Source organism: Propionivibrio sp., from assembly GCF_016790145.1.
GTDB lineage: Bacteria > Pseudomonadota > Gammaproteobacteria > Burkholderiales > Rhodocyclaceae > Propionivibrio.
In genome coordinates, this window is record NZ_JAEUOI010000083.1 from 18,333 (window position 1) to 38,526 (window position 20,194).

Consider the following 20,194-nt stretch of genomic DNA (forward strand, 5'->3'; position numbering starts at 1 on the left):
ATCAAGGAATTCATGGCACTTTTGCAGATTGCTGAACCCGGAGAGTCAGCCGCGCCTCACCAGCACAAACTTGCGGTCGGTATCGATCTTGGCACCACCAATTCACTCGTGGCCACGGTTCGTAGCGGACTCTCGGTGGTTATCAGCGATGAGTTGGGGCGTCCGCTGCTTCCTTCGGTTGTGCGCTATTTCGCTGACGGCAGCAGCGAGGTTGGATACGAGGCACAGGCAAGTCAGGCAATTGACCCGCGCAATGTGATTGCTTCGGTCAAACGCTTCATGGCCCGTGGTCTCAAGGACATCGCCCATCGCGAATCGATGCCTTACGATTTCGAAGATGCCCCCGGGATGGTTCGTCTGCGCACCGTGGCGGGCGTGAAGAGTCCGGTTGAAGTATCCGCCGATATTCTCCGTACTTTGCGTTTGCGCGCTGAAGCCGCGCTGGGTGGCCAACTCGTCGGCGCGGTCATCACCGTTCCGGCCTATTTTGACGACGCCCAGCGGCAGGCGACCAAGGACGCCGCCAGGCTGGCCGGGCTTCCCGTTCTGCGTCTGCTCAACGAGCCGACGGCGGCGGCCATTGCCTATGGCCTGGATAACGCGGCCGAAGGGGTTTATGCCGTCTATGACCTGGGAGGCGGGACGTTCGATATCTCGATTCTGAATCTGTCCAGGGGCGTTTTCGAGGTCATGGCTACCGGCGGCGACTCGGCGCTGGGCGGTGACGATTTCGATCAGCGTATCTTCTGCTGGATAATCGAAGCCGCCAAACTCAAGCCCCTGTCCATCGAGGATGCCCGCCTGCTCCTGACGCGTGCCCGCGAAGCCAAGGAGTACCTGACGCCGCATGGCGTTGCGCCGATCAGCGCTCGCCTGAACAGTGGCGAAGTGGTCGATCTGAAACTGACCACCGAAATTTTTACCGAGATCTCACAAACGCTGGTCGCCAAGACTATTCAGCCGGTCAAGAAGGCGTTACGCGATGCCGGATTGTCGGTCTCCGACATCAAGGGCGTAGTCATGGTCGGCGGGGCTACGCGCATGCCGCAGGTTCAGCGCGCCGTCGGAGAATTCTTCAAGCAGGTACCCCTGAACAACCTTGATCCGGACAAGGTGGTCGCCCTTGGCGCGGCAACACAGGCTAATTTGCTTGCCGGTAACCGTGCCGCCGGTGACGACTGGCTGCTGCTCGATGTCATCCCGCTTTCGCTTGGGCTGGAAACCATGGGTGGCCTTGTAGAAAAAATCATACCGAGAAATTCAACGATTCCGGTTGCTCGCGCTCAGGAATTCACCACCTTCCGTGACGGCCAGACGGCACTGGCGGTGCATGTGGTGCAAGGCGAGCGTGAGCTTATTACCGACTGCCGTTCGCTGGCGCGCTTTGAACTGCGCGGCATTCCGCCGATGGTCGCCGGTGCGGCCCGCATCCGCGTGCGCTTCCAGGTTGATGCGGACGGTTTGCTTGCCGTTTCGGCCAGCGAACTGATTTCCGGAGTTGAAGCGAGCATCACGGTCAAGCCTGCGTACGGCCTCTCTGACGACGAGATCGCCGGCATGCTCAAGGATTCCATGGTCCATACCCGTGACGATGCGCTAAGGCGTGCGCTGAAGGAGGCTCAGGTCGAAGCGCAGCGCCTGATCGAAGCCGTAGTGTCGGCAATGAAGAGCGATGGTGATCTGCTCACGGATGAGCAACGCGTGAAACTTGAGTCATGTATCGCCGTCTTGCAGACGACGGCACTCGGCGATAATCGCCGGCACATTACCCTGGCCATGGACGATCTTGAAGCCGAGACCAAGGATTTCGCTGCACGGCGCATGAACAGATCGATCCACAACGCATTTGCTGGAAAGAGCATCAACGATCTTGAGGGTGGCCAGGATTCTTCGAAGAGCCTGGGAGAACCCGCATGACACAAATCATCGTTCTGCCGCATGTCGAGCTTTGCCCGGAGGGTGCGGTGATCGAGGCCAGGGCAGGGGAGTCCGTCTGCCAGAATCTGCTCGAAAACGGCATTGCCATCGAGCATGCCTGCGAAATGTCCTGCGCCTGTACTACGTGCCACGTGATCGTTCGCGAGGGTTTTAATGCGCTTGAACCCTCCGAGGAGCTTGAGGACGATCTGCTTGACAGAGCCTGGGGGCTGGAACCGAATTCCCGCCTGTCGTGTCAGACCATGGTAAATGCAACCCCGCTGGTGATCGAGATTCCGCGTTACTCGATCAACATGACCAAGGAAGGAAAACACTAGGAGATGCTGCGATGAAATGGACTGATGTCAACGATCTCGCCATCGAGCTTGCTGAAGTGCATCCCGAGGTCGACCCGCTGAAGATCAATTTTGTCGATCTGATGAACTGGGTTATCGCCTTGCCCGATTTTGACGACGATACCAGGCACTGCGGCGAAAAAATTCTGGAGGCGATCCAGCAAGCCTGGATTGATGAATCAACATGAAACCTGAAGAGTTCGGCGGTATTCAGCGCAATGTTCTTGGCGGGCCGCTCGGTCGATGCAGTGACAAACCACTGACCGGTTTTTTCCGTGACGGCTGCTGTAATACGAGCGAGGAAGATTTTGGCAGCCACACCCTCTGCGTCGTGCTGACCGACGAATTTCTTGAATTCTCCAGGGCACGCGGCAACGATCTGTCAACGCCGCGTCCCGAGTATGACTTCCCCGGTCTTCATGCCGGCGAACGCTGGTGCCTCTGTGCCGCCCGCTGGCGGGAAGCCTTGCACTTTGGAAAGGCCCCGCGCGTCGTGCTCAATGCCTGTAATGAAGCGTCACTGGAGATCGTCAGCCTTGACGATCTGAAGCATTTCGCGATTGATCTGAACTGAAACCCAGGGATCAACGCCGGGTCAGGCAGACAACTCAGCCGGACTTGTCAGGGCATTGATCAGGGGGCGGATAACCGAGACGCCGACCGGCTGCAAGAACTCTCTTGAAATCTTTGCCGGGCTACCCCATATGGCTTGCATACGGGGAACCCCCCGGATTTTACAGGAGAATGAAATGGCTAATATTTTGCGCTATCACCCAGTCGATGATGCGTTTGACGATCTCTTTCGCGGCTTTTTTATGCGTCCGGTACGCTTTGAAGGGCAGCAGGAAGTCCAGATCAAGGTTGAAGTCAGCGAAGATGATCAGGCTTATACCGTTCATGCCGAGATTCCCGGTGTGAAGAAAGAGGACATCCATGTAACGGTCGAAGGCAGCCAGGTATCGATCAGCGCCGAAGTCAAAAACGAAAAGGAAGTCAAGGAAGGCAGCAAGTTGCTGCGTAGCGAACGCTACTACGGCAGGGTGTCGCGTTCGTTCGCGCTGGGACAGGATGTCGATGATTCAGCGGTTGCAGCGAAGTACGTCAACGGCTTGCTGGAGTTGCATTTGCCCAAACGCGCTGTCGCGAAAACGAAGCAAATTTCAATTCAGTAGGCAGGAAATCAGCGCCTGGCGAAGTGTACAGGGCGGCGCCGTCAATCAAGTGACAGGCGTCGTCCTTCCCTTACCAGGCGTTCAAATTCTTCAGCGGCGATCGGTGGGCTGAACAGATAGCCTTGCAGTTGGTCACATCCCAGTCCCCGCAGGAAGCTCATTTGTGCCAGGGTTTCAACGCCTTCGGCGACGATTTCCTGCCGCAATTGCTTGCCCATGGTGACGATGGCCTGGGCGATGGCACAGTCGTTCTCGTCGTCAGGAACGCCGACCACAAAGCTGCGGTCGATTTTCAGCGTGGTAATCGGGAACTTTTTCAGGTAGGCGAGGCTGGAGTAACCGGTACCAAAATCATCCAGCGAGAGATTGAATCCCAACGCTACCAGTTCGTTCATGATCGGAATGACTTTTTCCGGTCCGCGCACAAGCAGGCTTTCGGTGATCTCCAGTTTGAGCAACTCGCAAGGCAAATGATGACGCTCGATCGTGGCTTGCAGCCGTTCCGGAAGTTGATTGTCAAACTGACGTGCTGAAATATTGACTGCAATCGGGATCGGTTCCAGCCCGGAATCCAGCCAGATCCGGATCTGGTGGCAGGCCTCGTCGAGTATCCAGCTCCCCAGTTCAAGGATCAGGCCGGTTTCTTCAGCCAATGGAACAAATTTGTCCGGCGGGATCATGCCGCGCTTAGGGTGATACCAGCGAATGAGCGCTTCGGCGCCAACGATTCGACCGCTACGCAGGCTGACTTTGGGCTGATAGTGCAAGATCAGTTGATGACCGCTCAATGCGTGGCGTAATTCGCCTTCGAGTTGCCATTGTTCTTTGGCGCGGAGGTTCATTTCCGGGCTGTAATACCGGAAGCCGTTTTCGTTGTTCCGCTGCACACGCTGCATTGCGATATCGGCAAAGCGTTGCAACGCGCCTGCATTGAGGCCGTCTTCCGGATAGATCGCTATGCCGATGCTGGCACCGATATGGAGGGCATGCGACCCGATCACGAAGGGTTTTTCGAGACAGGACAGCAGTTTTTTTGCCACAAGGCCACTGTGCTCACGTTTCTGGATACTGGACAGAGCCACAACAAATTCATCGGCGCCGATCCTGGCCAGCATGTCTTCCTGGCGCAGCACATTCCGCATACGCTGCCCAACCTGGCGCAATAACGCATCGCCGACTTCATGACCGAGTGAATCGTTGACTGAATTGAATCGGTTCAGGTCGATGACCAGCAGGGCACAATGATCCTTGTTACGGCGTGCCACAGCCAGCGCCTGTTCGACAAGCTGATGGAACAAGTTTCGATTGGGCAGTCCGGTCAGACTGTCGAAATTGACGATTTGCTGCATGCGTTCCTCGACGGCGCGTATGGCGCTTATATCGGAGAACATCGAGAAAGCATGCGAGACAAAACCATCGGCGTTGCGCGCGACACCGATGGAAACCGATTGCGGAAAAAGGTCGCCATTCTTTCGTCGTCCGATGATTTCACCCTGCCACGCATCTGCACCGTGCATTGCGGCATGCATTTTTGCCCGTAAATCGGTGCCGTGAACACTGGAACGCAACAGATCAGGAGTTTCGCCGATAGCTTCTCCTGCTGAATAGCCGGTAATGCGGGAGAATGCCGGGTTAACCGAGACAATACGCTCGCTGGCATCGGTAATCAGAATGCCCACTTCGCTATCTTCGATGATTCTTGCATGCAGACGATGCTTTTCCTCGGGCGAAAGTCGATCGGCAATCTCCGATAGATGGGCCTCCATGGCGACCGCTTCGTTGTTATCGTCAAGGATATGCTGCAAGGTCATATTGGCGCGAAAAGTCTCTCCGGATTTTTTGCGCCGCCGAACTTCCATCAAGGGGCTGCCGTGGTCGAGGAACAATTCAAATATTTTACTGATGTGCGCATCCGGCTCATCGGCGTAGAGAAACAGGATGTGCTGGCCAATCGCCTCGTCCGGTGTATAGCCGAACAGCATCTCTGCACCCCTGTTCCAGCCGGTCAGATAACCGAGCATGTCCATCGTGATGACCGGCTCATGCTGCCATCGATCAAGGTTTGCTGCAGGGGGTGATGTTTCTGCTGCAGTCTCGGGTCTGTCAGTCTCCAGCGAGCGCAGTGCCTGCTGCAATTCAATGAGTGTCCGCGAAAGATCCTCGCCGCCCAGATCGTGTGCCTGGGAACAAAGATCAAGGCAGCGTTGAACACGCGAATCAGGCATGAACAGCATCCTGCTGGTCAAGGATGACTCCCAGCATCCACCGATAGGCATCGAGACTGAGCAGGTTGTACTCGGCTATCGACAGGTTCAAGCCGCCCAGCAGGCCAATCAGCCGGGTTTCGTCAGCGCTTTCCGAGCATTCGACAGCCTGCAGCAGGCGCCCCAACTCGCCTTCATGGTGCAGCACTGCGCTGGCCAGTGATTCGTTCAGGTGCAGCGGGTTCAGAATCCCGGCCAAGGGTAAACCAAACAAAATTCCAAGCAGCGAGAAAATGCCGGCCATGAAAGCATATTCCTGTTCCGCGCGATCAAATCCGCCGGCTTTGGCCAGTAATTCCATGGTACGTGCGCGCACGGCTACCCGCGCCAGCAACATGGCGGAACGATAATCGTCACGGCTTGCTGCGAACAGCATCAGGTTCAGCCAGCGCTTCAATTGTTGGCGTCCAAGAATCAGGATCGCCTGCGCGAAGCTCGAAATAGTCCTGCCTACGCCCACACCCAGCGAATTGACAAGGCGTAGAAGATGGTAAGCCAGCACCGGATCCTGCCGGAAAACAGCTTCAATCTGACAGGTATCGGCATCCGTCGCTACCAGTTGCAGCAGTTTAAGCGACAATGATCGTGAGGCGGCCTGACTTCCCGACCTGGTAGCCGGCGGGGCAAGATACCAGTCACCGCTCAGCCAGTGAGCCGCAGGCGGAAGCACGGGCTTGGTCTGCTCGCTGGAGAAATGAGTCATCTCTTCCGGCGGCATCCTGCACCCCGCATCCAGCAAAGCTTTCAGCAACTCCGGGGGCATGCGCTTGGCGAGGTCAGCGCAAACAAGGCAGGGGAATGCGCTTGCAACTGCAGAAAAACTGTTTTCCTCGATCAGCAGCTGCAGGGCGTTCATGTCGCCTGCGCCAACATCAAGTTCTATTCCGCCCGGATTCAGTTTTCTATCAGCCAGTAGTTTCATGAATAACAACGGCGCTATGCTCATGACGACCCTCGATAGACTATTTTTGAAGCAGGTGCAAACCGTCTTCTGCATCTGCCAATAATTGTTTATTACTAACGGCAGCAATCGCCAGAACTCAAGGGTATTCAACGTTATTTAATCAAGGCGCCTGAGTCTCACGCCCTGAGGTTGCGTCTTCGCAACTTTAATGCACTATTGGCATGCCCTTTTCGTTCTCGATGTTTTAGAATCAGGTCAGCGCACCGTGTTGTGATCAGTATTCGCGAATGGAAAGTGCCACAGACTCCGTAGGGCGACAGCCAGAGGGGTAACTCACTGTTTAGCCGAGTGTAATTTATGCCACATCGAGTTTTAAGAGTTCCTGAGCGCGGTATGCTCGATGCCTACGAGGCGGTGCTGGCCGGACGAGGTTTTTCGGCTGATTCGGCACAGCGTGCGGCTGCCGAAAGGCTTCAGCTTCTCTACTATCAGCTGCTTTCCTTCAAGGTGGGTCGTCGCAGCGCCCTGCGTCGGGCATTTTCTCCTCCTGCCGTACCGCGCGGCGTTTATTTCTGGGGCGGCGTCGGGCGTGGCAAGAGTTTCCTGATGGATTGCTTCTACGATTCGGTGCCCTATGTGCGCAAACGACGCATTCACTTTCACGCCTTCATGCAGGATGTTCATCGCCAGTTGAATGCCTTCAAGAACGAGAGCGACCCGCTGACGAAAGTCGCCGAACGCATTGCCGCTGAATGCCGGCTGATATGTTTCGATGAGTTTCATGTCTCCGATATAGCCGACGCGATGATTCTTCGTCGCCTTCTCGACGCACTGTTTTCGCGCGGTGTGGTTTTCGTGATGACCTCGAATTACCCCCCGGACCGGCTTTATCCGAATGGTTTGCAGCGTGAGAATTTTCTGTCGACCATCGCCTTGATCAAGTCGAAAGTGGATGTGCTGGAGGTTGATTCCGGCGTCGATTATCGCTTGCGTACTCTGGAGCAGGTTGAAATCTATCATTACCCGGTCGATGCTAAGGCCGAAGCGAGAATGGCTGATTATTTCGTTGCAATGGCGGGCGGCGAAGGAATTCCAGGCAGCAGCATCGAGGTGCTTGGCCGTAGCATTCCGATCCTGCGTCAGGGCAATGACCTGATCTGGTTCGATTTCAAGTCGCTGTGTGGCGGTCCGCGCTCTCAAAATGATTATCTTGAATTGGCCCGCGCCTTTCACACGGTTCTGCTGTCCGGCATTCCGAAGATGTCTGCGAGCATGTCTTCCGAGGCGCGTCGTTTTACCTGGCTGGTGGATGTGCTTTATGACCACAAGGTCAAACTGATCGTCACGGCAGATTGTGAGGCCGAAATGCTCTATACCGAGGGTACGCAAGCCAGTGAGTTTTTCCGCACCGTCAGCCGTCTGACCGAGATGCGTTCGCGGGAGTACCTTGCTCTGCCACATCTGGCTTGAAGGTCCGGCGGGATCAGGGGCAAATTGTAGTTTGAGGAGTATTCCATGCACCGAATGCTGATTCTAGTCTGGCTTTTCTTGTCGGGACCGGCTTTTTCCCAGCAGGTGATGGAGATCATAGCGCTCAGGTATCGCATGGTCGAGCAGGTATTACCCTCGCTTCAGCCGTTGGTCGAACCGGGTGGTGCCTTGTCCGGGATGAACAACCAGTTGATTGTTCGTGCCTCGCGCAACAATATCGAACAGATCAAACAGGCGCTTTCGGCCATTGACGTTCCTACCCGCCGCTTGATGATCCGCGTCAGCCAGAACCGTGATGCCGTGAGCCGGCAACAGGGTGCCGGGCTATCGGGCAGTGTCGGTGTTGGCAACAATGTACGCATCATTCAGCCCTCAAGCAGCATCCAGGGCAGTACGAAGATTGAAGTGCGCGGCGGTGATTCGAGAGCAAATGCACAGGTCTACGATTCACGCAGTAGCCGTGACCTACAGGCCAGTCAGTCGGTGCAGGTTGTCGATGGTGGCCGGGCTTTTATCCAGATCGGGCAATCTCTGCCTTTGCCGCTGCGCCAGGTGGTGCTCGGCCCGAACGGCCTGGTGGCTACCGATAGTGTGGTCTATCGTGACATCGGTCAGGGGTTTTTTGCGGTGCCGAAGCTGGTGGGTGAAAGGGTGACGCTGGAGATCAGTCCGCAGTTTGATTCGCCTGGCGATCAGGGATACGGCAGCGTCAATACGCAACGCTTGTCGACCACGGTTTCGGGGCGTTTGGGCGAGTGGATCGAACTGGGCGGAAGCAGCCAGCAGGCATCGGGGAGTGACAGCCGAAACCTGGGCTCGGGAAGCAGCGAAATGCGCGATAACCGCAGCGTATGGCTGCGGGTTGATGAATTGCCCTGAAATTCAACCCGGGACTGCAAGTCTAAAGAATATCGGTATCCAGACAGAAGCGGTTGCGTCCGGCCTCACGGGCGTTGATGAGCAGCGATTTGCTGCGCTCGATCAGAGCCGCCGAGTTTTCCCCAGTGTATTCGGTGATGCCACCGCTAATCGTCACTTTCAGGCCGGCATTGGCAAATTCATGTGCTTCGATCAGTACGCGCAGGCGTTCGAGTCCGATCATGGCATCCTTCAGGGAGACATTGGGCAGTACCAGCAGAAACTCGTCTTCACCGATGCGTCCGGCGATATCGATTTCACGCAGGCTTTTGCCGAGCAGATTTCCGATGCCGGCCAGCACACTGTCGCCGGACGCTTGTCCTTGTTCGGCACAGAGGGGGAAATATCGGTCAATATCAACCTGTGCCAGTGTGAAAGGCGTTCCGTAGCGGCGTGCCCGGTGGATTTCGTTTTCCAGCAGGTGCATGACATATCGCTGGTTGAACAGGCCGGTCAGCGGGTCGCGAATTGAAAGTTGTTTGACCGCGCTGTGCAGGATTCTCTCAGCGTTGATGTCTTTCAGCGTCAGCAGCACCCGGCGGACGCTGCCGTTTTCAGAAAACACAGGAAGCGCATTAACACTGAGCCAGGTCGTGTGTGCATCTCCATTGCTCAGCCCCATGATGCGCTCAAGAACGGGGCGTGCTGTGCGCAGTACCGACTCAAGCGGTAGTTCGTCGGAGGAAATCGTCTGGCCGTTTTCGTTCTTCCAGATGGGGGGCGTGTTTCCCAGCAACTGGCTGGCTATTTTGTTGTTCAAGCACGGCGATGCGTCATCGGCAAACACCACCAGGCCGACGCTCAGGCTGTCGAGCAATCCCGCATAGCGCCTGATTTCTTCGTCCTCGGCGTAACACGCATTCGGCAGTGGGGAACAGTATTCCACAGCGTTCATCGGTATCAGGCTCGCTCATGATTTACCAAATACGCAAAGCGTAATGCAGAAAAACCAATGAACGAGCAAAAAACCGCCTACAGGCGAGAATTGACTGACGAACGGGTTTATGCGGCGGCCAGTGCCTGATCGAGATCGGCAAGCAGGTCGTCAATGTGCTCAATGCCGATCGACAGACGGATCATGTCTTCGGAAACACCGGCCTTGAGCATTTCGTCCGGCCCGAGTTGACGGTGGGTGGTCGATGCCGGATGGCAGGCCAGCGACTTGGAATCGCCGATGTTGACCAGTCGGGTGAACAGTTGCAGAGCATCCTGGAAGCGGCCACCACCCTCACTGCCGCCCTTGACGCCAAAGGTGAGAATGCCGGAGGCAAGCCCACCCATGTATTTTTGCACCAGGGCGTGATCCTTGTGTTCGGGCAGGCCGGCGTAATTGACCCACGAAACCTTGGCGTGACCCTTGAGGAATTCGGCGACCTGCTGGGTATTCGCGCAGATGCGGTCCATGCGCAGTGGCAGCGTTTCCAGACCCTGCAGGATCAGGAAGGCGTTGAAAGGTGAAATGGCGGCGCCCATGTTGCGCAGTGGAACGACGCGAGCACGGCCGATGAAGGCGGCCGGACCAAGGGCTTCGGTATAGACCACGCCGTGGTAGGAAACGTCCGGTTCATTGAGGCGCTTGAACTTGGCCTTGTGCTCGGCCCATGGGAACTTGCCGCTGTCGACAATGATGCCGCCGATCGAGTTGCCGTGGCCCCCGATATACTTGGTCAGCGAATGCACGACGATGTCGGCACCATGCTCGAAAGGACGGCACAGATAGGGCGAGGGTACCGTGTTGTCGACGATCAGCGGGACGCCATTGCGGTGCGCGATTTCTGCGAGCTTTTCAAAATCGGTGATGTTGCCGAGCGGGTTGCCGACCGATTCGCAGTAAATCGCCTTGGTCTTGCCATCGATCTGTTTTTCAAAGGTGGCCGGGTCGCTATAGTCGGCAAAACGCACGCCAATGCCATATTGCGGCAGCGTGTGGGCAAAGAGATTATAGGTGCCGCCGTATAGCGTCGAGGCTGAAACGATGTTGTCGCCCGCTTCGGCAATGGTCATGATGGCGTAGGTAATGGCGGCCTGACCGGAAGCCAGTGCCAGACCGGCAATACCCCCTTCCATTGCGGCGACGCGCTTTTCGAGCACGTCCTGGGTCGGGTTCATGATGCGTGTGTAGATGTTGCCTGGCACCTTGAGATCGAAAAGATCGGCACCGTGCTGCGTGCTGTCGAAGGAATACGAAGTCGTCTGGTAGATCGGCACGGCCACTGCTTTGGTTGTCGGTTCGGGACTGTAGCCGGCGTGGACGGCAAGGGTTTCGAGTTTCATGGGGGGCTCCAGAACAGTGTTGGAAACAAGGTACGGATATTAGCATCTGCAATGCAAGTCAACTAAACCAGAATTCATTGAAATATTCTGCCACGGGACAAGAAAAAAGCGCCCCGCAGGGCGCTTCAGTGCAATTCCGACACCGCTTTACATGCGAGTCAGTTGCCCGTTGTTTATGCGGACGCGATCACCACGCTGCAACGCGGGTGGCTGGGCTTCCGAGAAAACGCGAATATTGCCGTCGTCGAGGCGAACGGTGATTTCATAGTGCTTCGAGCTACGCACATTCTTTTCTATCTCGTTACCGGCATAGGCACCACCAACGGCACCGACAACGGCACCGACCGTCTTGCCTCGACCGCCGCCGACCTGATTGCCCAGCAGCCCGCCGACAACGCCGCCGCCAATCGCGCCAAGCCCCGTACCTTCGCCATCCTGCTTGACCTCACGAACACTTTGTACAGTGGCACAGTCACGACAGACGCCGGAATATTGCTGTTGCTGAGGACCGTTCTCGACAATGACGCCGCTGTCGTTCATCGGGTAGTTGCCCACCGGTGTTGCGCCACGATTATTGTAGTTGGGCGGTGATTCATAGGCATAGGTGTTTTCGTCGGGTCTGGGGGTTTTTCGCGGTGGCGGCTGGCGAACCGGAGCAGCTTTTTCGGGGGCTGCGGCCTTTGCCACGGGGGCTGTCGGCGCTGCAAGGGGCGCAGGAGCAGTCGGCGCCGTGGGTGTCACAGCAGGTGGAGCAGTCGGGGCAACGGCCACCTGTGCTGTCGGTGCAGCACTGTTGGTATGGCCAGGGATCCAGCCGGCAAAGGAGGCAATAGCCGCCAGGCTGGCAATCGATACCGTGGTGGCGGCAACGATGATCATCGGGTGGGTGCTACGGGGCTGGTTTTCCATGTTTCGCCTCACTGATTTATTGATGGTGAGCGATAAACGCCGCTGTCCGGCGTTTAGCAGACGCCTGATACAAACAAATACAACTGATCACCCGGGTTATACAGGTGAAGACGCGTAAAGTATGAAACGCTTTGACTTTGATAGCAATGCACTTCCTTGTGCCGCCGCCTGCGGCGAATCACTCAGGGCGCACCCCAGGAGTACTTCTTCGTGATACGCCTGCGGCGTATCACTCAGGGCGCATCTGGGGGAAGAGGATGACGTCGCGGATGTTGGCCGAATCGGTCAGCAGCATGACCAGGCGGTCGATGCCGATGCCGCAGCCGCCGGTTGGTGGCAGGCCGTATTCGAGGGCGCGGATGTAGTCGGCATCGTAGAACATGGCTTCCTCGTCACCGGCGTCCTTGGCTTTGGCTTGCTCCAGGAAGCGTGCCGCCTGATCTTCCGGATCGTTCAGTTCGGAGAAGGCGTTGGCGATCTCGCGACCGACAATGAACAATTCAAAACGCTCGGTGATTTCCGGATTTGCATCGCTGCAACGTGCCAGCGGACTGATCTCGGCAGGATAATCGATGATGAAGGTCGGATCCCACAGATCGGCTTCGCTCGTTTCCTCGAACATCAGCAGTTGCAGGGTGCCCAGCCCCATGCCGGTCTTGACTTCGACCTTCATTGCAGCGAGTTTCTGCTTGAGCCATTCGGCATCGTTCAACTGTTCGAGCGTGTATTGGGGATGGTACTTGCGAATCGCTTCGACCATCGTCAGCCGGTCGAACGGCCTCGACAGGTCGAGCGTACGCCCCTGGTATTCGAAGATTTCGGTACCCAGCGCGTCACGCGCCGCGTGGCGCAGCAGTCCTTCGGTGAAGTCCATCAGCTTGCGGTATTCGGAGTACGCCTCGTAGAACTCCATCATGGTGAACTCGGGGTTGTGGCGCGGACTCATTCCCTCGTTGCGGAAATTGCGGTTCATTTCAAAAACCTTCTCGAAGCCGCCAACGACCAGTTTTTTCAGGTACAACTCGGGCGCGATGCGCAGGAAAAGCTCCATATCCAGCGCGTTGTGGTGCGTCTTGAAGGGACGCGCTGAGGCACCGCCGGGAATCGGGTGCATCATCGGCGTTTCGACTTCGAGGAAGCCGTGGCCCGTCATGTAGTTACGGATCGACTGGACGATCCGGCTACGAGCCGCGAAGGTAAAGCGCGACTGCTCGTTCATGATCAGGTCGAGATAACGCATGCGGTATTTCTGCTCCTGATCGGTCAGCCCGTGGAATTTCTCGGGCAGCGGGCGCAGCGATTTTGAAAGCAGACGGATATCCGAGCACTGGACGGTAAGTTCTCCAGTCTTGGTACGAAACAGGGTACCGATGGCGCCGATTATGTCGCCGATGTCCCAGCGCTTGAAGGCGGTGTAGGTTTCCTCGCCGACCTTGTCGCGCGCGACATAAAGCTGGATGCGCCCGGAGAGATCGGAAATGGTGATGAAGGAGGCCTTGCCCATGACGCGCTTGAGCATGATTCGACCGGCGACCTTGACCTCAACCGGTGCAGCCTCGAGTTCTTCGCCGGACTTGGAAGCGTAGACCTCGGCAATCTTGCCGGCGGTGTTTTCCCGCGAAAAGTCATTCGGGTAGGCCTTGCCGGTCGCACGCCATTCGGCGAGCTTGGCGCGGCGCTCGGCAATGATATGGTTTTCATCATGAACGGGATCGTTGATCGGAGGGCTGGTCTGTTCGGACATGGTCTGTCTCGCAATTAATGTGATGAAAGGTTTTAACGACGTAAGTACAGGGATCAGACGCCCTGTTTCAGGCTGGCTTCGATGAACTGGTCGAGATCGCCGTCAAGCACGCTCTGTGTATGGCCGACTTCGACGTTGGTGCGCAAATCCTTGATGCGCGACTGGTCAAGCACGTAGGAACGGATCTGGTGGCCCCAGCCGATGTCGGTCTTGGCGTCTTCGAGTTTTTGCTGATCGGCCTGGCGCTTGCGGATCTCGGCTTCGTACATGCGCGACTTCAGCATGGCCATCGCTTCGGCGCGGTTGCGATGCTGCGAACGGTCGTTCTGGCATTGCACGACGATGCCCGACGGGAGGTGTGTGATGCGCACTGCCGAGTCGGTCTTGTTGATGTGCTGGCCGCCGGCACCCGAGGCACGGTAGGTGTCAACGCGCAGATCGGCCGGGTTGATGTCGATTTCAAACGAATCGTCGATCTCAGGGTACACGAAGATCGAGCAAAAGCTGGTATGACGACGGGCATTCGAATCGAATGGCGATTTGCGTACCAGGCGATGGATCCCGGTTTCAGAGCGTAACATGCCAAAGCAGTAGTCACCGGAGAGTTTGATCGTTGCCGTCTTGATGCCGGCGACGTCGCCCTCGGATTCTTCGAGAACGTCGACGCTGTAGCCCTTGCGCTCGCCGTACTTGATGTACATGCGCAGCAACATCGACGCCCAGTCCTGAGCCTCGGTACCGCCGGCACCGGCTTGTATGTCGATGAAGCAGTTGAGCGGGTCGGCCGGGTTGTTGAACATGCGGCGGAATTCAAGCCTGGCGACTTCCTTTTCGATTCCGTCGACATCGGCGGCAACCGCATTCAGCGTATCGTCATCGCTCTCTTCCCTGGCCATCTCGAAAAGCTCGCCGGCATCCTTGAGGCCTTCGCCTACGCGGTCGAGAGTCAGGACAACGTTTTCCAGTGATTTCTTTTCCTTGCTGAGTTCCTGTGCGCGATCCGCGTTGTCCCAGACTTTCGGGTCTTCGAGTTCGCGGGAAACGGCGCTTAACTGATCAAACTTCTGATCGTAGTCAAAGATACCTCCGCAACTCGATGGCCCGCTGAGCGAGGTCGACGAGTCGGTTTGCGATGATATTGAGTTGCTCGGCTTCCATGATTGTTCCGACCACTGAAATAAACCGCTCATTATATACGCAGCAAGGCCAGGTCTTGAAGGCTACAGCGTTCGCCCGTTCGCCGGCTTCCAGGTTTTATGGAGCCTGCAATTTGCTGGATGAATGCACAGTATGGCTATTTCAAGCGTCCGTAGTAGCCTTTGCGCATTGATTCCTTCCGACCGATATCCATCATGGCACGAAAAAAATCCGTCTGGCTTCCGCAAATTGGCACCGTTGCGAGCTACATTGGCCGTGCCGGCAAACTGGCGCGTGGCGGTTACAACGTCCGGGTGGTGGCCGAAACCTGTGCCGATCGCATGCTGGTGGAAGCCATCGGACGCAGCGGTTTGCCGATAAGATTTACGGTCAAGCGTGAAAACCTTGCTCCGCTGCAGCCGGGATTGTTCGATTAAGCTTATTCAACAAGGGAAATAAGCCCTGTGCTCACCATTCAGGGCTTTCTTCAGCGGCGGCGGAGGCGATGGATTCAGGCGTGCGGGGAATCAAACCGGCGAGGAATTTACGTTTAGCCGAGGCCTTGAGTTGCTTGATCCGGTATTCGGCCTTCGCTGCGTTGGAGTGGTCCGGGTATTCAATGCTGGCGAGCAGTCGGGCCGGCGGGTGGGCGCGCGTATAGCGGGCGCCCTTGCCGCTGGCGTGCTCGGCGTAGCGCGCAGCAACGTCGATGGCGATGCCGGTGTAGATACTGCCGTCCAGGCATTCGATCAGATAAAGGAACCACGAGGTTTGCCGGGGTGCGCTGGCATCTTCAGTGACTGATGAATTCGCCTGCACCTTGATCATTTGAAGGCTTTTGCGCAGTTGCTCAGCTTTCGCTGGCCAGTTCGCCACCCAACGCTTCGAGCAGATCATCGAGCAGGCGCGCGACCTCGCCGGTCATCAAGGTGAAATCGATGTCGAAACGTTCGTCCTCATTTTCCGCCTGTCCATCGGCTTCTTCCTTGAGAATGTCCAAAAAGCCGAGGCGCTTGATCTGCAGGTTTTCATTGAGCACAAAGGAGATACGCTCACCCCAGGTCAGCGCCAGTCGTGTCACGATCTTGCCGGCCGCAATATGCTGGCGGATTTCCTCGCCTTCCAGCGTGTGCTTGACGTAGCGCACCGTCGCCTTTTCAGCCGAACGCAATTCCAGATCCTGGTCGATGGTGAATCCACCCGGCGCCTCGCCATCGGCTACCCAGCCGGTCATCGCCGCCGAAGGCGATTGCGTTGTCTTGAGCAGCCTGACCGGCAGGCTGTCGACCGCTTTGCGCAGATGTTCGAGAAACTCCTCGGCCCTGGCCGGCGCTGCGGCATCAATGACCAGCCAGCCGTTGACCGGATCGATCCAGCCAAAGGTGGTGCGGCGGCGAATGAAGGCACGCGGCAGCAGTTCGCTGGTCATCGCATCGCGGAGTTCACGCATCTCCTTGCGACCAACGCGACGGCCTTCGTTCTCCTCGATCGCTGTCGCCCGCTCGTCGGCAAATTGCCTGACCACCGAGGCCGGCAGCAGCTTTTCCTCGATACCCAGCGCCAGCAGCCACTGCCGGTTGACGGCATGGACGAGCGTGCCAGCGGCGCACGGCGGAACCCAGCCGATGCTCCGCGAATCGCCTGCGCTGCAGGGAGGCAGGGTCAGCGTGGATAGCTGTTCTTCAAGTTTGCCGGCATTGCCGGCCCAGCTTTTTGGCAGACGGTAGATCTGGAGGTTTCTGAACCACATGGGGCAGACTCAAAAAAGAGAGGGATTATAGGGCTGAATGCCGTGCTTAATGGATCGTTTTCTTACTTCCAGAGCACTTGATTTATTGCGAGTGTTGAATGTGGGCTGTCGTGTAGTTCATAATGTCGGTATGAATGATCCACAACCTATTGATCCGCGTCGCCGGATTCGAGAACTTCTTGCCATCCCGGAGCGGGATCGCACCGATGAGCAGTGGGATGAACTGAACGAACTCGAAATCCGTACGGCCCCTGGAAACCGTGAGTCAGACCGAACGCCGGAGCGGCCGTCGGATATGCGTCCGGGCATTTCCGGACAGGGTCGTCGCCCTGAACGCAACAAGGGGGTAAATAACAATAGCCCGCGGCCGGATGGTCGGCCACAGGAAGGAAGGCTCGATGGTCGTCCGCCCAAACGACAACATCGGCGCCCTAAACGTCCGCTCGAGACCCCCGGAAATAGCTGATGGCTTGACACCTTGACAAAACCTGAGTTCGAAAAGCTCGGGTTTTTTATGGATAGTGATCGTATTGTTGTGTGCAAAGATATTCAGTTCAGGCGAAATACGAGCGGGATGCGAACCCAGGCTTCGACAGCCTGTTCACCCCGGCGGGCAGGGACGAAACGCCAGCCGCGCACGGCGTCCATGGCCGCCGTGTCAAGGGCGGTATCGCCGGAACTGGTCGCCAGCTTGAGTTCCCTGGCCTCGCCCCCCACACCCACCCGGGCATCGATGAAAACCGCTCCCTCGATACCCCTTCGGCGTGCCGAGGCCGGGTAGGGCGGCGGCGGATTGGCGAGGTAGGCGGCATTGAAACGGGGCGGCTCGAACACGGCCGGCCCAGTGGCTGCGGCTACGACCCCGGATGCCTGAGCGGATGGCAACGCTTCAGGCGCAGCGACAGGCGGCGCTGAGGTAGTGAACGATGACGTGGGGGCGGCCACCGCCAGCACCGCCGGTCGCCGTGGGGCCGGCAGGGGAACGGCTGGTTTCGGAGCGGCGGCTACTGCCCGCGGCTCGGGTGCGACTGGAGCCATTTCCGGCAATCCCGCCACGGGCCCCTGCAGAGTGGCTACGATGACCGGTAAGGGTGGCGGCGTCCATGGCCTGGGATACAGTGCCGCCACCGCCGCCACATGGACGGCAATGGAAGCAAGGAGGGCGTAGCGTAGCAGGCGATCCATCAACGGCAGGTTCAGAAGCGATGTGACAAGGTGAGGCGGAAGGTGCGCGGTTCGCTGGGGTGAATGTGGCGGTCGAACACCGGTGCAATTTCGTTGGGTAACTGCGAATCGTACCAGTATTCGATGTCGTTCACCTCGCGGTCGAATAAATTGTAGACGTCAATCCACACCCGGGTCTGCTTGTCGATCTTGTAGCCGAGGCGCATGTTGGTTAGCGACGAACTGGATGAGCGCACGGAATTGTCCTCGATCAGTGGCCGCGAGCCAAAGTAGCGCAGGCGAACCGAGCCGAACCAGGGGCCGAGGTGGTCGACGGTGACACCGAGATTAGCCGTGGCCATCACGGCGCCCGGGATGTAATTGCCGTCCACGCTGTTTTCGCTGAAACGCGCATGCGACCAGGCCAGATCGGCGTCGAAGGCCAGCCAGTCAATCGGTACGTAGAAGTTGGTCCATTCAACGCCATAGCGGCGTGACGGGCGCGAAGGCTCGGTGGTCCCGGCATCGCCGACGAACAGCAGTTCGGAATCCATATTCAGTTGCCACAGGGCCAGTGTCGTCTGCCAGCCCTTGAGCGGTTCGCTGCGCACGCCGATTTCGTAACCCGTGGTGCGCACCAGGGGGTTGACCGAATCGACAGGTGTGACGCCATCGGCCGGATCAAGCTTGATGGTTGTTCCACGGGCGTCGTTGGAATGGAAACCCTGGCCATAATTCAGATAGAGTTCAGTTCTTCGCCACGGTCCAAGAATCAGGGAAAATTTCGGCGACAGCATCTGGTCGCTGGCCTTGCCGGAGTTGGCGGCAAGGCTGGAATCGACATCGAAACGGTAGGTATCGCCACGCAGGCCGAGGATGGAACGTAGCCACGGCGTCCAGCGGGTTTCGTTCTGTGCCCAGAGGGCCAGGTTCTTCTGGGTAACATCGTCTTCGCGTACGGTGCTCAGCGTGTTTCGCGCCTGGGTGTTGTAAAGTCCTACCGGCCGCAGACGGTCGATACGCCCGTAGACGCCAAAGGAATTTTCCACCGGCAAGCCGCCCCAGTTGGCAAAGAGCGAATGCGAAGCGGCAAAACCGGCATTCTTACGGCGCTCGGACTGCTTGAACTGATCCCCCGTGTTGCAGGTGCCGCTGTTGGCAAAGTCGTTCAGGCAATACTGGAAGTTGGACCACAGATCGAGGTCTGATTTTACCCACCAGGCATTGGCCTTGCTATGGCTGTCCTGTCCGCGCGCCGCCCATTCGCCGGAGAGGCTGTAACGGTGCGTCTCGCCGCCGGTAGTCCGGTCGAGGGTACCAAAACGATCGATCAGGCCGCTGTCGATGGCCCGTTCGGCCACCTGGTCGGTGGAGGTCCACTGGCCGCGATAGGCCATGGCGGTTACGGCGAAACCGTCATTGCGGTTGCCCTGACTGTAGCTCAGCACACCGTTGAGCTTGCGATAGTTCTCATCGACGACCCACGGGCCGTCGTTGTGAAACCATTCGAGGGCATAAAGCAGCCGACCGCTGCCGACTTCCGGTGATCCCGCGAGCAAAGCGCGGGCGTATCCGTTCTGACCCACGGTCGCCAGGGCAAGGATTCCATCGATCTGGCGGAAGTAGTCAATACGGGCGCTTCCGGCCGACGCGAAGTCGCCCTCTTCTGCGAAGTACGGTCCTTTGCGGAACGCCATGCGCTCGACCAGTTCGGGAATCAGGAAGTTGAGATCGGTATAGCCCTGGCCATGGGCGTGCGAGGGCATATTGACCGGCATGCCGCCGACAAAGGTAGCGAAATCGGTCCCGTGGTCGAGGTTGAAGCCGCGCAGGAAATACTGGTTGGCCTTCCCGTCTCCGGCGTGCTGGGTAACCATCATTCCCGGCACCATTTCCAGCACCTCCCCCGGACGCAGGATGGCTACTGCCCCGATGCGCTGGCTGGAAACCACGCCCTCGCTCCCGGAAGCAGCAGCCCCCAGCAGATTCTCACTCTGGGCGCGGACCTCGATCGGTGAAAGCAATTGCAGATCTTCCGCTACCGCATGATCCGGCATTAAAACCGCCAGACCCACGGCAAATGACAGCCATCCTGAATTCAGACACCTCTTCATGACTCCTCCTTAGTAGTATGAATATTATTAGAATAATCTTACCTGGCCAGGAAAAAAATGCCGGCGAACCGGCATTGCCT

At 57.6% G+C, this 20,194-nt stretch carries 19 protein-coding genes; 8 read left to right on the plus strand and 11 right to left on the minus strand.

Going from position 1 to position 20,194, the window contains the following annotated elements:
* Window positions 1-12: 12 nt before the first annotated feature.
* The 5 genes from hscA to JNM42_RS07410 all read left to right on the plus strand — a co-directional run bounded on the left by hscA (window position 13) and on the right by JNM42_RS07410 (window position 3,445).
* Window positions 13-1,917 carry a Fe-S protein assembly chaperone HscA gene (hscA, locus tag JNM42_RS07390; protein ID WP_294268043.1) on the plus strand — a complete coding sequence of 635 codons (1,905 nt, stop codon included), beginning with the start codon at window positions 13-15 and terminating at the stop codon, window positions 1,915-1,917.
* Window positions 1,914-2,255: an ISC system 2Fe-2S type ferredoxin gene (gene fdx / locus JNM42_RS07395; RefSeq protein WP_294268044.1), complete on the plus strand. Its 342-nt coding sequence runs from the start codon at window positions 1,914-1,916 to the stop codon at window positions 2,253-2,255. Before hscA ends, fdx begins: the two co-directional genes overlap by 4 nt.
* Before the next feature lie 11 nt (window positions 2,256-2,266).
* Window positions 2,267-2,461, plus strand: a complete 195-nt coding sequence (gene iscX, locus JNM42_RS07400) for a Fe-S cluster assembly protein IscX (RefSeq protein WP_294268045.1) — start codon at window positions 2,267-2,269, stop codon at window positions 2,459-2,461.
* Entirely contained in the window at window positions 2,458-2,847 is a 390-nt protein-coding gene (locus JNM42_RS07405; protein ID WP_294268046.1) for a DUF2237 domain-containing protein, read from the plus strand. The genes iscX and JNM42_RS07405 overlap by 4 nt, the downstream gene beginning before the upstream one ends.
* Window positions 2,848-3,022: 175 nt before the next feature.
* Window positions 3,023-3,445: an Hsp20/alpha crystallin family protein gene (locus tag JNM42_RS07410; protein ID WP_294268047.1), complete on the plus strand. Its 423-nt coding sequence runs from the start codon at window positions 3,023-3,025 to the stop codon at window positions 3,443-3,445.
* A 41-nt stretch (window positions 3,446-3,486) separates the two neighbouring features.
* On the opposite strand, the gene JNM42_RS07415 is transcribed toward JNM42_RS07410, so the two are convergent.
* The gene (locus JNM42_RS07415; RefSeq protein WP_294268048.1) at window positions 3,487-5,670 is read right to left on the minus strand and encodes a bifunctional diguanylate cyclase/phosphodiesterase; all 2,184 of its coding nucleotides are present in this window, start codon (window positions 5,668-5,670) and stop codon (window positions 3,487-3,489) included.
* Window positions 5,663-6,565: an HDOD domain-containing protein gene (locus tag JNM42_RS07420; RefSeq protein WP_294268049.1), complete on the minus strand. Its 903-nt coding sequence runs from the start codon at window positions 6,563-6,565 to the stop codon at window positions 5,663-5,665. Before JNM42_RS07420 ends, JNM42_RS07415 begins: the two co-directional genes overlap by 8 nt.
* 405 nt (window positions 6,566-6,970) lie before the next feature.
* Between JNM42_RS07420 and zapE the strand changes: the two genes are divergently transcribed.
* Together zapE and JNM42_RS07430 are read left to right on the plus strand one after the other, a co-directional pair.
* A complete protein-coding gene (gene zapE, locus JNM42_RS07425) occupies window positions 6,971-8,083 on the plus strand; it encodes a cell division protein ZapE (RefSeq protein WP_294268050.1) in 1,113 nt (370 codons plus the stop codon).
* Window positions 8,084-8,128: 45 nt separating this feature from the next.
* Window positions 8,129-8,983: a secretin N-terminal domain-containing protein gene (locus JNM42_RS07430; protein WP_294268051.1), complete on the plus strand. Its 855-nt coding sequence runs from the start codon at window positions 8,129-8,131 to the stop codon at window positions 8,981-8,983.
* 22 nt (window positions 8,984-9,005) lie between these two features.
* Here JNM42_RS07430 and JNM42_RS07435 read toward each other — a convergent pair whose 3' ends face one another.
* From JNM42_RS07435 to prfB, 5 genes are all read right to left on the minus strand, one after another.
* Window positions 9,006-9,917, minus strand: coding sequence for a GGDEF domain-containing protein (locus tag JNM42_RS07435; protein ID WP_294268052.1), 912 nt, complete (start codon window positions 9,915-9,917; stop codon window positions 9,006-9,008).
* A 107-nt stretch (window positions 9,918-10,024) separates the two neighbouring features.
* On the minus strand, window positions 10,025-11,296 hold the full coding sequence (locus JNM42_RS07440; RefSeq protein WP_294268053.1) for an aminotransferase class I/II-fold pyridoxal phosphate-dependent enzyme: 1,272 nt from the start codon (window positions 11,294-11,296) through the stop codon (window positions 10,025-10,027).
* A gap of 147 nt (window positions 11,297-11,443) precedes the next feature.
* Entirely contained in the window at window positions 11,444-12,205 is a 762-nt protein-coding gene (locus JNM42_RS07445) for a glycine zipper 2TM domain-containing protein (protein ID WP_294268054.1), read from the minus strand.
* A 229-nt stretch (window positions 12,206-12,434) separates the two neighbouring features.
* Window positions 12,435-13,949, minus strand: a complete 1,515-nt coding sequence (gene lysS, locus JNM42_RS07450; protein ID WP_294268055.1) for a lysine--tRNA ligase — start codon at window positions 13,947-13,949, stop codon at window positions 12,435-12,437.
* Window positions 13,950-14,002: 53 nt separating this feature from the next.
* Window positions 14,003-15,107, minus strand: a protein-coding gene (gene prfB / locus JNM42_RS07455) for a peptide chain release factor 2 (protein WP_294268056.1) whose coding sequence is annotated in 2 segments (ribosomal slippage) — window positions 14,003-15,025 and window positions 15,027-15,107 — 1,104 coding nt in all. Because the reading frame shifts where the segments join, the coding sequence is not laid out codon by codon here.
* Window positions 15,108-15,301: 194 nt separating this feature from the next.
* On the opposite strand from prfB, the gene JNM42_RS07460 reads away from it, so the two are divergent.
* Window positions 15,302-15,523: a hypothetical protein gene (locus JNM42_RS07460; RefSeq protein WP_294268057.1), complete on the plus strand. Its 222-nt coding sequence runs from the start codon at window positions 15,302-15,304 to the stop codon at window positions 15,521-15,523.
* Between the two features lie 31 nt (window positions 15,524-15,554).
* On the opposite strand, the gene JNM42_RS07465 is transcribed toward JNM42_RS07460, so the two are convergent.
* The 4 genes from JNM42_RS07465 to JNM42_RS07480 all read right to left on the minus strand — a co-directional run bounded on the left by JNM42_RS07465 (window position 15,555) and on the right by JNM42_RS07480 (window position 20,114).
* Window positions 15,555-15,914: a GIY-YIG nuclease family protein gene (locus JNM42_RS07465; protein WP_294268058.1), complete on the minus strand. Its 360-nt coding sequence runs from the start codon at window positions 15,912-15,914 to the stop codon at window positions 15,555-15,557.
* A gap of 22 nt (window positions 15,915-15,936) precedes the next feature.
* The gene (locus JNM42_RS07470) at window positions 15,937-16,836 is read right to left on the minus strand and encodes a recombination-associated protein RdgC (RefSeq protein ID WP_294268059.1); all 900 of its coding nucleotides are present in this window, start codon (window positions 16,834-16,836) and stop codon (window positions 15,937-15,939) included.
* Window positions 16,837-17,385: 549 nt separating this feature from the next.
* Window positions 17,386-18,021 (minus strand): TonB family protein, encoded by a 636-nt coding sequence (locus JNM42_RS07475; RefSeq protein WP_294268060.1) that lies wholly within the window; start codon window positions 18,019-18,021, stop codon window positions 17,386-17,388.
* Window positions 18,022-18,032: 11 nt separating this feature from the next.
* Window positions 18,033-20,114: a TonB-dependent receptor gene (locus tag JNM42_RS07480; RefSeq protein WP_294268061.1), complete on the minus strand. Its 2,082-nt coding sequence runs from the start codon at window positions 20,112-20,114 to the stop codon at window positions 18,033-18,035.
* Window positions 20,115-20,194 lie beyond the last annotated feature (80 nt).

Excerpts from the sequence above, each read along its gene's own strand:
- hscA (WP_294268043.1), top strand. The coding sequence starts at position 13 with ATGGCACTTTTGCAGATTGCTGAACCCGGAGAGTCAGCCGCGCCTCAC.
- fdx (WP_294268044.1), top strand. The coding sequence starts at position 1,914 with ATGACACAAATCATCGTTCTGCCGCATGTCGAGCTTTGCCCGGAGGGT.
- iscX (WP_294268045.1), top strand. The coding sequence starts at position 2,267 with ATGAAATGGACTGATGTCAACGATCTCGCCATCGAGCTTGCTGAAGTG.
- JNM42_RS07405 (WP_294268046.1), top strand. The coding sequence starts at position 2,458 with ATGAAACCTGAAGAGTTCGGCGGTATTCAGCGCAATGTTCTTGGCGGG.
- JNM42_RS07410 (WP_294268047.1), top strand. The coding sequence starts at position 3,023 with ATGGCTAATATTTTGCGCTATCACCCAGTCGATGATGCGTTTGACGAT.
- JNM42_RS07415 (WP_294268048.1), bottom strand. The coding sequence starts at position 5,670 with ATGCCTGATTCGCGTGTTCAACGCTGCCTTGATCTTTGTTCCCAGGCA.
- JNM42_RS07420 (WP_294268049.1), bottom strand. The coding sequence starts at position 6,565 with ATGAACGCCCTGCAGCTGCTGATCGAGGAAAACAGTTTTTCTGCAGTT.
- zapE (WP_294268050.1), top strand. The coding sequence starts at position 6,971 with ATGCCACATCGAGTTTTAAGAGTTCCTGAGCGCGGTATGCTCGATGCC.
- JNM42_RS07430 (WP_294268051.1), top strand. The coding sequence starts at position 8,129 with ATGCACCGAATGCTGATTCTAGTCTGGCTTTTCTTGTCGGGACCGGCT.
- JNM42_RS07435 (WP_294268052.1), bottom strand. The coding sequence starts at position 9,917 with ATGAACGCTGTGGAATACTGTTCCCCACTGCCGAATGCGTGTTACGCC.
- JNM42_RS07440 (WP_294268053.1), bottom strand. The coding sequence starts at position 11,296 with ATGAAACTCGAAACCCTTGCCGTCCACGCCGGCTACAGTCCCGAACCG.
- JNM42_RS07445 (WP_294268054.1), bottom strand. The coding sequence starts at position 12,205 with ATGGAAAACCAGCCCCGTAGCACCCACCCGATGATCATCGTTGCCGCC.
- lysS (WP_294268055.1), bottom strand. The coding sequence starts at position 13,949 with ATGTCCGAACAGACCAGCCCTCCGATCAACGATCCCGTTCATGATGAA.
- JNM42_RS07460 (WP_294268057.1), top strand. The coding sequence starts at position 15,302 with ATGGCACGAAAAAAATCCGTCTGGCTTCCGCAAATTGGCACCGTTGCG.
- JNM42_RS07465 (WP_294268058.1), bottom strand. The coding sequence starts at position 15,914 with ATGATCAAGGTGCAGGCGAATTCATCAGTCACTGAAGATGCCAGCGCA.
- JNM42_RS07470 (WP_294268059.1), bottom strand. The coding sequence starts at position 16,836 with ATGTGGTTCAGAAACCTCCAGATCTACCGTCTGCCAAAAAGCTGGGCC.
- JNM42_RS07475 (WP_294268060.1), bottom strand. The coding sequence starts at position 18,021 with ATGGATCGCCTGCTACGCTACGCCCTCCTTGCTTCCATTGCCGTCCAT.
- JNM42_RS07480 (WP_294268061.1), bottom strand. The coding sequence starts at position 20,114 with ATGAAGAGGTGTCTGAATTCAGGATGGCTGTCATTTGCCGTGGGTCTG.